This is a genomic window from Paenibacillus qinlingensis, from assembly GCF_031455095.1.
In the GTDB taxonomy this organism is placed as follows: domain Bacteria; phylum Bacillota; class Bacilli; order Paenibacillales; family NBRC-103111; genus Paenibacillus_E; species Paenibacillus_E qinlingensis_A.
Genome location: NZ_JAVDSB010000001.1, coordinates 613,170 through 629,020 on the forward strand (window position 1 = coordinate 613,170; position 15,851 = coordinate 629,020).

Sequence of the window (15,851 nt, forward strand, 5' to 3'; positions counted from 1 at the left end):
GTATGGCTTAGAAATATGCACAGCAGGGGGAAATATAGCAATGGCTACGCCAAGTATGGAAGATTATTTGGAGAGAATATACAAGCTTATCGATGAGAAAGGTTACGCTCGTGTTTCCGACATTGCTGAAGGGCTTGAAGTGCACCCCTCCTCCGTAACTAAAATGATTCAAAAATTAGATAAAGATAATTATTTAATCTATGAAAAGTATCGCGGCCTCATCCTTACGCCAAAAGGGAAGAAGATGGGGAAGCGTTTGATGGATCGGCATGAGCTGTTGGAAAATTTTCTTACGACAATTGGTGTCCATGAGGACAATATATATAAGGATGTCGAAGGTATTGAGCACCACTTGAGCTGGGATTCAATTACTTGCATTGAAACCTTATTGGAATACTTCCGAAGAGATCCAAATCGCGCGGATGAACTTATGAATGTTCGAAAAGAATTAGAGGCTGAGAATTAGGCAGGGTCCGTTTACGGGCTCTGTCTTTTTTTTGCGCATAGAAACAAACTGCTCCTGCATACATACCTAAGAAGCCCTATGAATGAGAGTTAGGGGAGGATGCAGCGGATGAAGATTAACGGTGTGTTTGAAGGTGGTGGTGTCAAAGGGATTGCTTTGGCCGGAGGTGTCAGTGCAGCCAACGAGCAAGGATATACCTTTCATGAAGTCGCCGGTACAAGCTCTGGGGCGATTGTAGCCGCCTTCTTGGCGGCAGGATACACGGGCGAAGAGATGAGGGAGTTGATCCTGCGAGCACCTTTTAAATCGTTTATGCAGCGCTCCCCTATATTCAATACGAAGATAATTGGCCCTGCGGCACGTTTGTTGATTAAGAAAGGTCTCTATTCGGGTGAAGCCCTGGAACACTGGGTAAATCAACAGCTAGCGGCGAAAGGTATTCGCACTTTTGGAGATTTGGCACCTAATCAGCTCCGAATTATTGCTTCTGACATTACACAAGGCAAGCTGCTAGTACTGCCTAATGATATTGCCCAATATGGTATCGAGCCTGGGAAACTATCGGTTTCCAAGGCGGTGAGAATGAGCACGAGCATTCCCTATTTCTTCGATCCTGTGCGAATTCGCCGAAATATAAAAAGCTCCGAGAAGGCTAAGCCTTTCTCAGAGCAGTTTAATTATATCGTGGATGGTGGATTGCTAAGCAACTTTCCGTTATGGGTGTTCGACAAGCAAATGTCTACCACGAAGTTAGTGCCCGTCATTGGTTTCCAACTTGTTGGGAAGAGCGATACGCCTACACATACGATCCGGGGACCGATTACGATGTTAGAGGCGCTTTTTAGTACGATGCTGAGCGCGCATGATGAACGTTACATTGAGCAGAAGAATCGCTTCCGCACGGTCAAAATTCCAACGCTAGGTGTAGGCAACACGCAGTTTAACATTTCGAAAGAGTTAAGCATGTCGCTGTATGAATCGGGCTACCTAGCAGCTAATGCTTACTTCAAAGGCTGGTCCGCCAGCACTTATGAAGAAAATTACGCTAAGTTTGTCATGCGTCCGCCACTTAAAAAATCGTAATTTTAGTGATATTTTGGTAAATCATCTTTATCGGCATCTTTCGTGCCATTGATGACGCGGAATTTCGCGTTTTTTGTTTTGCCTTTAGCAGCCCCGCGGGGCATGGATGGTTTCTTCCAGCGGGAAGGTGGGAATTTGTACAATAGAAAAATTGCCCCAAGCACAAGAATAGGAATGAATAATACACGCAGACTAACGATTAAGCCTATGGCAATCAGAATTCCTATAGCAATTTCAATCGGGGAAAACTTTCTTCTCATACCCGTCCCTCCATAATTCGTTTTTCCGCTTCTAGCATGCGGTTAAATGATGCAATGGACACCTCAACTTGACTGTCTTCAGGCTCTTTGGTTGTAAGCAATTGCAGCCAAAGGCCAGGATAGCCTAAATAGCGAAGAACAGGTACTTCACGTAGTGAATTTGTGAATCGTAATACCTCATAAGAAACACCGATAACCAGTGGCAACAAGATTAGACGTTGTACAATGCGCTCGACCATTCCGTCATAGTGTAGGAACGAGTAAATAACAACCCCGATTAAAACGGTGAAAACGATAAAGCTGCTGCCGCATCGATAATGAAGTGTGTTGAATTTTTGAACGTTGCTGACGGTTAATTCCATGCCAGCTTCATAAGCGCTGATGACCTTATGTTCTGCGCCATGATATTGGAACAATCTGCGAATCATAGGTGTAAGTGAGATGAAGTAAATGTACCCCACCAACAAAATAATTTTGATTACACCTTCTATAAGATTATGAAGAATTTGATTGCTAAATACGTTTTGAAACAAAAACTGTTCAATAATAGCCGGAACTAAGGTGAAAATAAATTTTCCAAACAGAAAAGACAGGACACCAACGAAGGCTACGCCTAAAAACATAGATATGTTAGAGAAGATGCCTGATTTCTCTTCCTTCTTCGTCGCTTCAGCATCACCTTCTTGTTCGGCGAATGACTCGGCGGAGAAATTCAGATGCTGCGCACCTTTGGCACTGGACTCAACAATTCCTACAATTCCTCGGATAAAAGGAATTTTCTTAAGTGCTTGAACCCATGGAATCACTTTCTTAGGTACTTCTAGAAAATCAAGAGAACCGTCCTTTTTGCGCACAGCGGTTACATGCACATTTCTTCCTGCGAACATGACGCCCTCGATGACGGCTTGTCCTCCGTATATATTGTTTTGTTCTGCCACAAGATTCACCTTCTCATCTTTCTCGAATTCAGTTACTCACTTTCTTATTGTAACGGATTCAGGTGTTGAATGCTACCGATAGCGACAGAACATACTATGATTGCCAATGATCAGACAAGCCGTATCGGTAGAGAAAGGAAGATCGCAGATGAGCAGTGCGCATGCCGCAAAGAGAAAGCAGACAAATCGCTGGGTATTTGTGTTATATATCGGTTTTTTTGCTGGGCTAATTTGGGGTGCTCTCAAAATTGTCGAAAATTATTTTAAGTTTACAACGATAGGTATTGGTTTTCTTGTTGAACCTTTTTTCAAACATGATTTCTTTAACACGTGGATGGGATTGTTTACGGGGTGGATTGCGTTTGCGCTATTTTCAATAGTTGCGGCCTTCCTATATATGGTGACCATGTGGAAACTGCGCAGTCCTTTCTGGGGAATAGGCTATGGGGCGCTCTGGTGGGCGATTATTTATTTAATCGTAGGTCCAATTACTGGAATGGTGTTTTGGATAACAGAGTTAGACCTAAATACGATAATAAGCGAAGTTTGTTTATTCCTCGTATGGGGGATGTTTATTGGGTATTCCATTGCTATTGAATATACAAGCGTTAGATCTTCAGAGGCTATACCCAAGACATGAAACTTATGGTAAAATATCAAAGGTTAATTAGCTGAAACGGGCTAATTGTCAATGACGATTGTTGCGGGAGGATTTCCAATTGAAAAGGATTCTAGTTTTGAATGGTCCGAATTTGAATATGCTTGGCATACGTGAACCTGGCGTATATGGAACGGTAACACTTTCCTCAATCATCGAGGGTTTGCACGAGCTTGGAACAGAGCTTTCACTTGAATTAGAGAGCTTCCAATCTAACCATGAAGGCGAGATTATTGATAAAATTCATGAAGCGTACGGTACGAAGGACGGTATACTGATTAATCCTGGTGCCTTCACTCACTACAGCTATGCTATCCGTGATGCTTTATCTACAGTTCAATTGCCGACGGTAGAGGTTCATATTTCGAATATTCATAAACGCGAAGAATTCCGTCATCATTCGGTCATCGCACCCGTTGTGATTGGTCAAATTTGTGGATTTGGCGCTGACAGTTATGCGCTTGGCCTAAGAGCTTTACTACCCCATCTGTAAGCATTTGCTTACGAAGATCGTTTTGCTCTAGCAAAACTTTAAGAAGGAATGGTGATTTGGATGCAGGAGAAACGTATTGAACGTCTTCGCGAGGTTATGCAACAGCAGGATTTACCGGCGCTACTCATCACGAACGCATATAACCGTACATATGTATCTGGTTTCACAGGCTCTTCTGGCTATGTACTTATAACGTTAGACCGTGCCATTTTATTAACAGATTTCCGTTATATGACACAAGCGCCGCAGCAAGCCAAACTGTTTGAAGTGGTTGAACATAAGGCAAAGGCGATCGAGACAGTTACTGAGCTCTTGCAGAAGCAAGGTATCACGAAATTAGGCTTCGAACAAAGCGATGTGTCTTACGGTGATTTCTTGAACTATCAACAAGGTCTGCCAGGCATCGAGTTTGTTCCGACGTCCCGTCTTGTTGAATTGATTCGTATGGTGAAGGATGAAGCTGAGCTGCAAGTGATGCAAGAAGCGGCAGATTTGGCCGATCAAACCTTTTCACATATCCTTAACTTTATTAAACCAGGTGTCAAAGAGTTAGACATCGCGCTTGAAATTGAAGTGTTCATTCGTAAAAATGGAGGAACCTCAACTTCTTTCGAGACAATTGTGGCGTCTGGCGAACGTTCTGCATTACCGCATGGTAAAGCAAGTGATCGTATTCTCCAAATAAACGAATTTGTCAAATTGGATTTTGGAGCGTATTATAAAGGTTATTGCTCTGACATCACAAGAACGGTTATGCTAGGAAAGCCGACAGACAAGCATAGAGAGATATATGATATTGTCCTAGAAGCGCAATTGCATTGCTTGGCTAACCTCAAACCGGGCATTACAGGCAGAGAAGGCGATGCTTTCGCTCGCGATGTCATTGTAAAGCGCGGCTATGGCGATTATTTCGGTCACGGGACCGGACACGGGTTAGGGATGGAGGTTCACGAATCACCTCGCGTGTCGAAAACCGAAGAAACGATTTTAGCACCTGGTATGGTTGTTACCGTCGAGCCTGGTATTTATCTCCCTGATTTTGGTGGAGTTCGAATTGAGGATGACGTTGTAATTACTGAGACAGGCATTAAAATACTTACACATTCTACCAAAGATTTTCTTATCATTGACTAGCGGAGGGATTTACAAGTGATATCAGTAAACGATTTTAAAACAGGTCTTACGATTGAAGTTGAGCATGACATTTTTACAGTTCTAGATTTCCAACACGTAAAACCAGGTAAAGGCGCAGCATTCGTGCGCTCCAAGCTGAAAAACCTTCGTAACGGCAACACGGTTGAACGTACTTTCCGTGCTGGTGAGAACGTTGGACGTGCTCACATCGAGAACCGCGAAATGCAATACTTGTACGCTGCTGGCGACGAGTACACGTTCATGGATACGGAGACTTACGATCAAATTTCCCTTGCTCATGAGCAATTGAAATGGGAATTGAATTTCCTGAAAGAAAACATGAACATCAAAATCATGAGCTATCAAGGTGAAATTCTAGGGATTAACCTTCCGAAGAGCGTTGACTTGAAAGTTGTTGAAACAGATGCAAGTGTCAAAGGAAACACTGCACAAGGTGCTTTGAAAAATGCGAAAGTGGAAACAGGTCTTAATGTGATGGTGCCGCTGTTCATTAACGAAGGCGATGTTCTTTCCGTTGATACAGATGACGGTAAATACCTTTCCCGCGCGAGCAACTAATCATTAATCAACAAAGCCTTTCTGACTCGTATGAGTTCGAAAGGCTTTTTTTCTTTTCTTACCACAGTCCGCCAATTATATGCTATAATATTGAATTGTTATGCACTAGTATGTGTTAGGAGTGGGTCAGCTTTGTCTCTTATAGTGATGAAATTTGGCGGTAGCTCTGTCGGTGATGCGGAGCGAATGAAACGAGTTGCAAAAAGAATCGTAGAGCGTAAACAAGCTGGACACAGCTGTGTTGTAGTCGTATCTGCGATGGGAGATACAACGGATGATTTAATCGACTTGTCCAAGCAAATTTACGATGGAGCCCCTCCGGCTCGTGAAATGGATATGTTGTTGACGACGGGCGAGCAAGTTTCCGTAGCGCTTTTATCAATGGCCATACATAATCTTGGTGAACAAGCGGTTTCGTACACCGGGTGGCAAAGTGGCATTTTTACGGAGCCTGTTCATGGTAAAGCAAGGATTACAGATATTCAACCACAGCGCGTTCTGAATGCGATTGAACAAGGAAATGTCGTCATCGTAGCTGGTTTCCAAGGCATGACAGAAGCTGGTGAAATTACGACGCTGGGCCGCGGCGGCTCAGATACAACAGCTGTTGCTCTTGCAGCAGCGATAAAAGCAGATCTTTGCGAAATTTATACGGATGTTGATGGCATTTATTCTACGGATCCTCGTATTGTCAAAGTAGCCAGAAAGCTTGCCGAAATTTCCTATGATGAGATGTTGGAGCTAGCCAACCTAGGGGCTGCAGTCCTTCATCCTCGTGCAGTTGAATATGCAAAAAATTACAACGTGACCCTCGTGGTACGTTCAAGCTTTAATTACAATGAAGGCACCAATGTGAAGGAGGAAGCAGTGATGGAGCAAGGAATCGTCGTTCGTGGCATCGCTTATGACAAAAATGTAGCAAGAATTAGTATTCTGGGTGTTCCTGAGAAGCCAGGCCAACTTGCGAAGGTTTTCCTAGCACTTGCTGAAGTGCAAATTGACGTTGATATCATCGTTCAAAGCGGTGTGATTAACGGATCTGCCGACTTCTCTTTCACAACGAACCTAGCGGATCGTGAGAAAGCTCTGGACGTTCTTGAGCAACTTCGCGCTGAAGTTGGTTACCGTGAAGTGACTTCCGAAGTTGATCTTGTCAAAGTATCCATTGTTGGTGCAGGCATGGTAAGTTCACCAGGTGTTGCTGCAACCATGTTCAAAGTCATTTCCGATCTTGGGATAACGATCTCTTTGGTAAGCACGTCCGAGATCAAAATGTCATGCGTAATTGACAATTCGAGATTAACAGATGTCATTCGTGCGCTTCACACAGCATATGGCCTAGACACTGCAGAGCAAGCTTTCGTTGGTGGTCCAGAAGATCGTAGATAATTCTGACAACTAGTGGAACTTGTCCGCAATAAAATAAGCAAGCTTCAATAAAAATGCCGTTATTCCAGCAGCCATTAGTGGACCTACCGGAATGCCGCGCATAAATAAGATGCCAAATATAGAACCAAGGACAAGACCCACAATTAATTGTGGGTCTACTTTTAGTAGTTCCAAACCTTTTCCGTTCATATAAGTCGCAATCGCGCCGCCAAGCAGGGCAATGATTCCGGGCCAAGTCGTAAAGACGGAGAGAATATCTTTCATTGAAATACGATCACTGGCAAAAGGAATCAACACACCAATTGTCAGGAACAGCAAGCCAAGCTCTAGTCCTTTGCGCTCCATGGTTGGGAAATAACGCTGAAGACCAATTAGTTTAACGGCAAGTAAAAGACAAGCTGCGGTTGTAATAATTGGCGAGCGACCTATCAGACCTATGATAATTAGAATCACCAATAGCAAATCACCGTTCATAAGCAAAACCCCTCGTCGTCTTCAGTGTCGTCAATCTAGTCTATGAAGGGGGCTTGTATTTAGAACGAATGGGCCGTCTATCGTTGATAGAGCACCATCTGATCATGTTCAAGAACGGGCACACAATCCGTTGTATTGACTTTGGCACAAAGTTCGACGTCCGCGAGGAAGCCGGACTTTTTCATTTTTTTACCATTCGTACAGGCAAGCAAGGTTGCTAATAGTCGGTCTTTGGCTTCCAGATAACTGCCGCGCATGGCTAAGCCAAAATCATTCGTCATCATCTGACTCTCACCAAGGATGGCTGCGATTTCATCCAAGATGAGACCGGCACAGATGCCGTCCTCCAATGAGAATACATCTTGCGTACCCGCACAGACGATCACGGTGTCCCGTTTCAAGTCGATGGCTGCTTCAGCAACGGCTTTAGCATTGATTAGGGCCCCAGCGAGCACACGATCGGCTTTCGTCGCTTTTTGAATCCCTCTTGTGCCATTTGTGGTCGTCAAAATGACACGTTTGCCCTGTACGGCTTCCCTAGAGTATTCCAGAGGCGAATTGCCAAAATCAAAACCTGGAATTTTCTTGCAATAGCGTTCCCCGCCGAGTAAATCGCCCTCACGAGCTAATTCCTTTGCTTTTATTACAGTTTCAACAGGGACTACGCCCTTGCAGCCATTCATCAATGCGGTAATGATTGTACTTGTCGCACGTAAGACATCAACGACAATGACGGTCTTATGAAGAAACTCGTCACTTCTTGCTTCGCAGATAGTTGCGATCACCTCGATATGCATGTGTTAATCCTTTCTGGTACCTAAGAACAACGTGTCAGAACGCAGTCCTCTCCTCAAAGCTTCTAACGCGATGACCTCATCAGGTGATATATTGCCCAAATGAATATCAGGTCCAAGGGAGTTAATCAGGTGAACCTGCTGCGATTTGAGCGGCGCCTCCCACAAGAGCTGATCTCCTGAAATAGATGTAAGCACACGATTCAGCTCTTCATCCTTACATTTCCCCTGCCCATCAAAAATGCCAACCCCCATACCCGATTCACGCGCTTCAATCGTTACAAGGGAAGCACCTAATTCTGTATCGATGAGAACAGTCTCTATTAATTCAGATAATTCAATGGACGAGCCCCAACCTTTTTTTCCATACTCCGTAATGACTTCCAATCCTTCGTCTAATCCTCGGATAATCAGCTCATTTCGCGTTCTACGATCCATTTGAATGGTACCGTCAGATATTTCAACGCTATTAAAGCCGAGCGCACGTATCATGCAAAAAAAAGAATCTACCGCGTCCTGGCGCACGGCTACTTCCAGAAAAGTACCCCCCGGATAAATAAGGATGTTATTCTCTTTGGCCAGGTTTATTTTGCTTCGCAGTACAGCTTGTGGATAGAGCGGTGATGTACCGAAACCAAGCTTGATCATATCGACATGTGCATGAGAGGTATGAAGTAAATCCTGAAAGGCAAGCATGCCGAGCCCTTTATCCATCACCATCGTTTTCCCCAACGTTCTTGGTTTCAGTTGCCTTCTTCCTGTAGGGTCGGCTAGAACGGGGTTCCATTTTAATTGAGAGGTCACTTCCATCGGTATTTCTCCTCACTGTCCTTCGAAGGATCAATTATGTGTACAGCATATGCATGAGCGCAAATGGAGGTGCCCAGCATGCCTAAAATGAGACGAGCTCGCATAAGGTAGGGAAAAAGGAGGTGTTTGTTCATGAACAAAATCGTACTTACGATGGCTTCCTTACGTATGATGTCGGGAACTATCGAAATCATTGCAGCCATACTCATGCTCCGGCTGGCTACGATTGAGAAAGCGTTGCTGGTGAATTCGGCTCTAGCACTAGTAGGCCCTCTAGTACTATTAACTACCACAACGATTGGATTAGTAGGCATAGCTGAAAAACTATCATATGGAAAGATGTTATGGATCATTGCTGGTGTCAGTTGTCTGTTTATTGGGATTATTAAAAAGTAATCGGTCATATTTCTTTCTAGTAAGCATAGAAATAAATATAGAAGACTGGACAACTTGGAGGGCTGTCTACCCATGCTAGCGAGTATTTCACACTTGTTGCCACAGAACATCCGATTCATGCTTAGCGAACTCCCGCCGAACGTACAAGCTAGCGTAGAAGAAATCAGGGTGAGAGAGTTGCGTCCCCTTGAAATCAGTTGGGCTGACCGCTATGCCTTCGTAAGCGAGCGTGGGCAAATGATCACGCAAGAAGCATTGGCTTACAAACCGACGAGGCAAGATTGCCTAACCTTACTTGAGATGCTGACGAATCATTCACTCTACACCTTTGAAGAAGAATTGCGAAGAGGATATATCACCGTTTCAGGCGGTCATCGAGTTGGACTGGCTGGGCGAACGATTCTTGACCAAGGCCAAGTGAAGCAAATCCGAGATGTCAGCTCCTTTAACATTCGAATCGCGCGCGAGATTCAAGGTGTTGGTCAGGAGATCTTACCGCAACTGGTTGATCAGAACATGGGAAACATTCATCACACCCTGATCATTTCGCCGCCGCAACAAGGCAAAACCACATTGCTTCGTGATCTGGCTAGACTGATTAGCCGGGGGGAGTGGGGAGTTAGAAATAGCTCGCTCTCAGGTAAAAAAGTAGGAATCGTTGATGAACGCTCCGAGCTCGCTGCTTGTGTCAAAGGAGTGCCGAGATTCGATTTAGGCCCTCGAACAGATGTGTTAGACGGTTGTCCGAAGGCGGAAGGCATGATGATGATGATTCGATCCCTATCACCCGAAGTCCTCATCGTGGATGAGATTGGTCGATCTGAGGATGCTGATGCGATCCATGAAGCCCTGCACACGGGGATTCGTGTTCTAGCAACCGCACATGGCGCCAACTATGAGGATATCCGTAGACGCCCCGTACTTCGCCAATTGATGGAGGAGGGTGTGTTTATGAAATATGTGATCCTCCAGAGAAGAAGAGGTGGTTCAGCTTCCTTTCGGATCCTGGATCAACAAGGTAAGGCAATGGGGGATGGATGACGAAAGCAAAGGACGATGGAGATGCTGAAATTTATAGGTGGAGTTCTAATCTTTAGTGCAGCTTCCATGTATGGCTTTTTGCAGGCTGCCCATTATGTAAGACGTCCCAAGCAAATCCGCGCTCTTATCGGAGCACTTGGCCGAATGGAAACCGAAATTGCATACGCGCTTACGCCTCTCCCAGAAGCGTTTGCTTCCTTAAGCAAGCAAGTAACTGAGCCGCTTTCTACCTTATTCCGATTAATGTCGGAACGGTTATTAGGAAGTGAAGGTGAGTCGACCAAAGACTTGTGGCAAAAGACGGTGAAGGAAGTCTGGGCGAGAACCTCCATGCGACAAGCCGAACAAGAAGTTATTCTTCAACTGGGGCCAGTGCTGGGGCTTTCAGATCGTAGTGACCAAATCAAGCACTTGCGACTTGCGATCAGCCAACTTCAATCCGAAGAATCGGATGCTAGAGACGAGCAGCAACGCTACGAGAAAATGTGGAAAAGCCTTGGTGTCCTAATTGGCGCGTTAGTCGTGATTTTAATGTATTAGTAGGGTCATTTATCCGTGCATGACAAGTTCCTTGAAGGCGGAGTGAGGTGCCAGGAATGAATGTAGATGTGAATGCCATTTTCCAAATCGCCGGCATCGGAATCATCATTGCTATGATCCATTCGGTGTTGAAGCAAATGGGAAAAGAGGATATGGCACACTGGGTCACGGTCATTGGCTTTGTGGTCGTGCTTTTTATGGTCGTCAGTATGTTAGATAACTTGTTTAAAGAAATCAAAACTATTTTCCTATTCCAATGAGGTGGTCTGATGGAAATCATCCAAATCGTAGGACTAGGACTCATCGTTACGATACTGACACTCATTATCAAGGAACAGAAACCGATGTTTGCCTTTTTATTAGCCGCCTTTACAGGCATTGTGATTTTTTTGTTCTTAATTGGCAAAATTTCAGCGGTTATCCAAGTCCTTGAGGATATAGCAGTGAAGTCGAACGTGAACATCGTGTTCCTCAAAACGATACTGAAAATAATAGGCGTCGCCTATATCGCCGAATTTGGCGCACAGATCGTTCGAGATGCAGGTCAAGACTCTATCGCCTCCAAAATTGAGCTATCAGGTAAAGTGCTCATCATGGTCATGGCCATTCCCATCATAACAGTGATCATCGAGACTGTGGTTAAATTGCTCCCTGCTTAGAAGATTCACCTAAGGAGTGACACGAATGCCCCTACTTTATTCGCAGCAGAAGCTGAACAACCGGTGGATCTTATTATTTATTTTAACAATGGGCCTCTGGCTCGGACTTTCGGGTTCGTTAACTGCTGAATCGCCTACGGATCTCATTATCCAAGAGCAAGCCAACCGCTTAAATACGGAACCGGTCGAGCAATATTGGGATAAGCTGATGAAGGAATATGGAGGCTATTTCCCTGAAAACAAGCCGCCAACCTTCATGGAGCTGCTCATGGGGACCAAAGGCATCAGCATGAAGAGTATTTTCAAAGGCCTTCTGAGTTATGTGTTCCATGAAATAATTATCAATGGCAAATTACTTGCTTCCATCGTCGTCTTGACCGTATTCAGTATGATTCTTGAAACACTGCAAAGCTCCTTTGAACGAAATACGGTTAGTAAATTAGGTTACACGATTACCTATATGGTACTCATTATCATTGCCATCAACAGCTTCAGTGTTGCTATCGGATATGCGAAGGCAGCGATCTCATCCATGATTCAGTTCATGTTCGCCATAATGCCTTTGTTACTGACTTTATTAGCTTCCATGGGGAATGTGACTTCAGTAGCGATCCTGCATCCGCTGATCGTGTTCATGATCCACTCGGTCGGAACAGCCATTTATGTCTTTGTTTTCCCACTCTTGTTTTTCTCAGCTGTGCTGCACATTGTCAGTTCACTCAGCGATAAGTTTAAGGTCACACAGTTGGCTAATCTACTCCGTACCGTCAGTTTAAGCATGCTAGGCGTATTCGTAACTGTCTTCCTTGGCGTCATTTCCATTCAAGGCACGGCAGGAGCTGTAAGAGATGGGGTTGCGATACGAACGGCTAAATACATCACCGGGAATTTCGTGCCGGTCGTGGGGCGACTGTTCTCGGATGCTTCAGAAACCGTGATCGGAGCATCTTTATTAGTCAAAAATGCGATAGGACTTGTAGGAGTTGTCATCCTCGTTCTCCTATGCGCCTTCCCAGCTATTAAGATCTTAACCCTGGCCTTCATCTACAACTTATCAGCGGCACTGATGCAGCCTTTAGGCGACAGTCCGATCATAGCTTGTCTACAGACCATTGGTAAAAGCTTAATTTACGTTTTTGCAGCATTAGCGGCAGTAAGTTTAATGTTCTTTCTTGCCCTGACCATCATGATCACGATTAGCAATGTCTCCGTCATGATGAGATGAAAGGAGCCAGGCGATGGATTGGTTAGCAGGATGGCTGAAAACCGTCATTATGGTCATTATGCTCGCGACGTTTGTTGATCTTCTGCTCCCAAGCAATACGATGCAGCGCTACGTGAAGACGGTTTTGAGTCTTTTTATTCTCTTAACGCTGCTTACCCCAGTGCTTCAGCTGTTCCAGAAGGAATGGAACATGGATCAGCTGTTAAGCCAAGCAGAGAAATCGCAGAATGAGAAAACGATGTTGGCTGGAGGCTTTGGAAGTCAGACACAGATGAAGTCGCTAGAAGCTATTACAAAGGATGCATCTAAAATTCAAGATGCCGAGCAAAAGAAAACACAGCAAGTGGTTCAGACCCAATTAGCAGCATTGATCAAAGAAGACGTTCAGAAACAAACGGAATGGCCAATCGAGAATGTACAAGTGCAAGTGCAGGTAGACAATAACGGGAAGCCCAGCATTTTAAGTGTGAAGGTGACCCTTGATGATATAGAAGCGAAAAGACAACAACCGGTAACCGGAAGTAAAAGCATAGCTGCCATGGAACCTGTTAAGCCCGTAGATCCAATTAAAATCGGATCTGCAGCGAGTGGGCAAGATCGTATGGCAAGTACACAGGGCGATACACAGGCAAGCTCAGCAGTAACGCCAAGTGAGCAAGAGAAGGATCGACTCAAGCAAGGGATTTCACGCAATTGGCTAGTTGATCCTGCCAAAATCGAGATCGCAGCAGCACAAAGCAAAGGATGGATGGCGAGGTGAATCGATGGGAACATTGCTGCAATGGATGGAGCACAAATTCGGCGGCGGACCAGGTGGACCTAAACGTAAAAATACGTTGCTGTGGATCATCATGGTTGGGCTTTTAGGAGCCGCGCTAATGATAATCAATGCCTTTATAAATGTAAAAGATCTGGATCCCATTGGCACAGGCAGGGCGTCTCCACCAGTAGAGACTAAAGAAACATTTGCGGGAAGCTCATCAAAGGAAAACGCAAGCTTTCATGATTACGAACAAGCTTATGGAGACCAATTGAAAAGCATCCTACAAAAGATTGTGGGTGTCGGTGAGGTGGAAGTACTCGTTACCATTGAATCTACGGAGGAAATGACCGTTGACAAAAATTATAACGATAATCAATCCATGACGACAGAACGCGACAATGGCGGGGCAACGCGCAATATATCCCAGGTAACGCGAAGCGGTGAAGTCGTTATATATCAAGTGTCAGGTGACCAGAAGCCGCTTGTGCTCAAATACATTAAACCGAAAATTAGAGGTGTCATCGTTGTTGCAAAAGGGGCAGAAAATCTCACGGTGAAGAAGATGATTATGGAAGCCGTTGAGCGAGGAATGGACGTTCAAGCGAGTAAAATTTCGATTTTACCACGCAAAACAGGGGAATAAGAGCAGGAAATCATTCAACTATTCTAAAGCTTATGCTTACGCTGCCAGTTTTCTGGCGAAAAACTTTGAGGAGGAATAAACAATGAATGCAAAAAGACAAACAATTTGGCTCGTTTCTATGCTTAGCTTGATGGTGGTACTCTCCGCGTATTATCTGTTCACTGAAGATGTTAACAAACTAGACCTAGCATCAACGGAGACGGTTTCAAAGTCACAAGAAGTAAAAATTGATATGACGCAATTGGATCCGGTCACAGGTGCCAAAACAGATGTTAAAGCAACAAATGCTACAACGACACAATCCGACACGAAAGCAACAACGCCGCAAACTTCAACAAAAACAGATACGAAGGCAACAACGACACAAGATAGCTCCAAAACTACGACAAAAGACGCGACAAAAACAACGACTACGACATCCAAAACAGACGATCAAGTATTGAAACAAGTTGAGGAGCAAGCCAAAACAACATCAGCTAACGACTATTTCACGAATGAACAAGTCAAACAAAATAACTACTTCAGCAAAGTTTCGACAGACTTAATGAACATCATTTTGGATTCCAAGAAAACGCCTGAAGCCGTAGCAAAAGCAACGAACGATTTGTCAGCTCTAACAGATCTGCAAGAGAAAATCGAAAATCTGCAAGATATGCTCATTCAAGACTTCCCGCAAGCGGTCATTAATCAAGATGGAAGTAAATGGAAAGTAACTGTTCAAGCTGATAAATTGGAGAAAAGTCAAGGTGTTTCCATCGTGGATATGGTTGTGAAAGAACTAGGAGCAACGCCAGAAAACATCAAGATCCAATACGTTCGTCCGTAGGGATTTTAGTGAAGTTTTCGCTTCTCAAATTGCCAATGGAAAGGGTCCGGATAAACTGGACTCTTTCCATTTCGTGCGTTTATGGGTATAATACATACGTTGCGGCTATGAAAACGCATTTTTAAAGGATTCACCAACGTCTAAAGGAGTGACTTGAATGTTTAAATTGAGTGAAATCAAAGAGTTAATTAAACTCGTCGATCAATCCTCTTTACAAGAACTTGAAATTGAAAATGAAGGTGCACGCCTTTCTATTCGTAAGCCGAATAAAGCGGAGCCTCTTTATGTATCCGCCCCAGTTCAACACACATACGCACCGATTGGTCAACCTAACTATGCTAACCCGGCGCCAGCATCTGCTGCTCTTGAAGCACCAGTTCATGCGAACGGACAAGCCAAACAAGAGGATTCATCTTTACATAAGATTGTATCTCCGATGGTAGGGACTTTCTATCAGTCTGCATCTCCAGGATCCGCGCCATTCGTAAGCATTGGCTCTAAAGTAACGGATAAAAGTGTTGTATGTATCGTGGAAGCTATGAAATTAATGAACGAAATAGAAGCTGAAGTGAAAGGCGAGATCGTTGAGATTCTCGTTGAGAACGGACAGCTAGTAGAGTATGGACAACCTTTATTTTTGGTTAGACCGGAGTAGTTGCGTGTGCAAGCTTATGCTGACA

Annotated in this window: 22 protein-coding genes; 17 read left to right on the forward strand and 5 right to left on the reverse strand. The window is 44.4% G+C overall.

The annotated features are described in order from the left end of the window. Positions 1-40 precede the first annotated feature (40 nt). Positions 41-466, forward strand: coding sequence for a transcriptional regulator MntR (mntR, locus tag J2736_RS02545; protein ID WP_068668379.1), 426 nt, complete (start codon positions 41-43; stop codon positions 464-466). 108 nt (positions 467-574) lie between these two features. Next, positions 575-1,549, forward strand: a complete 975-nt coding sequence (locus tag J2736_RS02550) for a patatin-like phospholipase family protein (protein ID WP_310223234.1) — start codon at positions 575-577, stop codon at positions 1,547-1,549. Between the two features lie 2 nt (positions 1,550-1,551). Here J2736_RS02550 and J2736_RS02555 read toward each other — a convergent pair whose 3' ends face one another. Next, positions 1,552-1,809, reverse strand: a complete 258-nt coding sequence (locus J2736_RS02555; RefSeq protein WP_310223235.1) for a hypothetical protein — start codon at positions 1,807-1,809, stop codon at positions 1,552-1,554. Next, entirely contained in the window at positions 1,806-2,696 is an 891-nt protein-coding gene (locus J2736_RS02560) for a DUF1385 domain-containing protein (RefSeq protein ID WP_310225162.1), read from the reverse strand. Before J2736_RS02560 ends, J2736_RS02555 begins: the two co-directional genes overlap by 4 nt. 157 nt (positions 2,697-2,853) lie before the next feature. On the opposite strand from J2736_RS02560, the gene J2736_RS02565 reads away from it, so the two are divergent. From J2736_RS02565 to J2736_RS02585, 5 genes are all read left to right on the forward strand, one after another. After that, positions 2,854-3,387: a YqhR family membrane protein gene (locus J2736_RS02565; protein WP_310223236.1), complete on the forward strand. Its 534-nt coding sequence runs from the start codon at positions 2,854-2,856 to the stop codon at positions 3,385-3,387. Between the two features lie 79 nt (positions 3,388-3,466). Continuing rightward, on the forward strand, positions 3,467-3,898 hold the full coding sequence (gene aroQ / locus J2736_RS02570; protein WP_310223238.1) for a type II 3-dehydroquinate dehydratase: 432 nt from the start codon (positions 3,467-3,469) through the stop codon (positions 3,896-3,898). A gap of 60 nt (positions 3,899-3,958) precedes the next feature. After that, positions 3,959-5,032 carry a M24 family metallopeptidase gene (locus tag J2736_RS02575; protein ID WP_310223240.1) on the forward strand — a complete coding sequence of 358 codons (1,074 nt, stop codon included), beginning with the start codon at positions 3,959-3,961 and terminating at the stop codon, positions 5,030-5,032. A gap of 15 nt (positions 5,033-5,047) precedes the next feature. Next, the gene (efp, locus tag J2736_RS02580) at positions 5,048-5,611 is read left to right on the forward strand and encodes an elongation factor P (protein WP_171630165.1); all 564 of its coding nucleotides are present in this window, start codon (positions 5,048-5,050) and stop codon (positions 5,609-5,611) included. 132 nt (positions 5,612-5,743) lie between these two features. Then, complete coding sequence (locus tag J2736_RS02585; protein ID WP_310223243.1) at positions 5,744-7,000, forward strand: aspartate kinase; 1,257 nt, start codon at positions 5,744-5,746, stop codon at positions 6,998-7,000. Positions 7,001-7,009: 9 nt separating this feature from the next. On the opposite strand, the gene J2736_RS02590 is transcribed toward J2736_RS02585, so the two are convergent. The 3 genes from J2736_RS02590 to comA all read right to left on the reverse strand — a co-directional run bounded on the left by J2736_RS02590 (position 7,010) and on the right by comA (position 9,078). Beyond that, positions 7,010-7,474, reverse strand: a complete 465-nt coding sequence (locus J2736_RS02590) for a DUF441 domain-containing protein (RefSeq protein ID WP_310223245.1) — start codon at positions 7,472-7,474, stop codon at positions 7,010-7,012. Between the two features lie 77 nt (positions 7,475-7,551). Further along, a complete protein-coding gene (locus J2736_RS02595) occupies positions 7,552-8,271 on the reverse strand; it encodes a 2-phosphosulfolactate phosphatase (protein WP_310223247.1) in 720 nt (239 codons plus the stop codon). Between the two features lie 3 nt (positions 8,272-8,274). Beyond that, positions 8,275-9,078, reverse strand: a complete 804-nt coding sequence (gene comA / locus J2736_RS02600; RefSeq protein ID WP_310223250.1) for a phosphosulfolactate synthase — start codon at positions 9,076-9,078, stop codon at positions 8,275-8,277. Positions 9,079-9,210: 132 nt separating this feature from the next. On the opposite strand from comA, the gene J2736_RS02605 reads away from it, so the two are divergent. The 10 genes from J2736_RS02605 to accB all read left to right on the forward strand — a co-directional run bounded on the left by J2736_RS02605 (position 9,211) and on the right by accB (position 15,826). After that, positions 9,211-9,474, forward strand: coding sequence for a YqhV family protein (locus tag J2736_RS02605; protein WP_310223253.1), 264 nt, complete (start codon positions 9,211-9,213; stop codon positions 9,472-9,474). A 72-nt stretch (positions 9,475-9,546) separates the two neighbouring features. After that, positions 9,547-10,515: a stage III sporulation protein AA gene (spoIIIAA, locus tag J2736_RS02610; protein WP_310223255.1), complete on the forward strand. Its 969-nt coding sequence runs from the start codon at positions 9,547-9,549 to the stop codon at positions 10,513-10,515. A 15-nt stretch (positions 10,516-10,530) separates the two neighbouring features. Continuing rightward, positions 10,531-11,055, forward strand: a complete 525-nt coding sequence (gene spoIIIAB, locus J2736_RS02615; RefSeq protein WP_310223257.1) for a stage III sporulation protein SpoIIIAB — start codon at positions 10,531-10,533, stop codon at positions 11,053-11,055. Between the two features lie 56 nt (positions 11,056-11,111). Then, entirely contained in the window at positions 11,112-11,315 is a 204-nt protein-coding gene (gene spoIIIAC / locus J2736_RS02620; protein ID WP_056614718.1) for a stage III sporulation protein AC, read from the forward strand. Between the two features lie 9 nt (positions 11,316-11,324). Further along, positions 11,325-11,714 carry a stage III sporulation protein AD gene (gene spoIIIAD, locus J2736_RS02625; RefSeq protein ID WP_310223261.1) on the forward strand — a complete coding sequence of 130 codons (390 nt, stop codon included), beginning with the start codon at positions 11,325-11,327 and terminating at the stop codon, positions 11,712-11,714. Positions 11,715-11,739: 25 nt separating this feature from the next. Continuing rightward, positions 11,740-12,939 carry a stage III sporulation protein AE gene (gene spoIIIAE, locus J2736_RS02630; protein ID WP_397340153.1) on the forward strand — a complete coding sequence of 400 codons (1,200 nt, stop codon included), beginning with the start codon at positions 11,740-11,742 and terminating at the stop codon, positions 12,937-12,939. Positions 12,940-12,952: 13 nt separating this feature from the next. After that, positions 12,953-13,699 (forward strand): stage III sporulation protein AF, encoded by a 747-nt coding sequence (gene spoIIIAF, locus J2736_RS02635; protein WP_310223263.1) that lies wholly within the window; start codon positions 12,953-12,955, stop codon positions 13,697-13,699. A 4-nt stretch (positions 13,700-13,703) separates the two neighbouring features. After that, the gene (gene spoIIIAG / locus J2736_RS02640; protein ID WP_310223265.1) at positions 13,704-14,345 is read left to right on the forward strand and encodes a stage III sporulation protein AG; all 642 of its coding nucleotides are present in this window, start codon (positions 13,704-13,706) and stop codon (positions 14,343-14,345) included. Between the two features lie 82 nt (positions 14,346-14,427). Next, on the forward strand, positions 14,428-15,171 hold the full coding sequence (locus J2736_RS02645) for a SpoIIIAH-like family protein (protein WP_310223267.1): 744 nt from the start codon (positions 14,428-14,430) through the stop codon (positions 15,169-15,171). 157 nt (positions 15,172-15,328) lie between these two features. Beyond that, a complete protein-coding gene (accB, locus tag J2736_RS02650) occupies positions 15,329-15,826 on the forward strand; it encodes an acetyl-CoA carboxylase biotin carboxyl carrier protein (protein ID WP_310223269.1) in 498 nt (165 codons plus the stop codon). Positions 15,827-15,851: the final 25 nt, after the last annotated feature.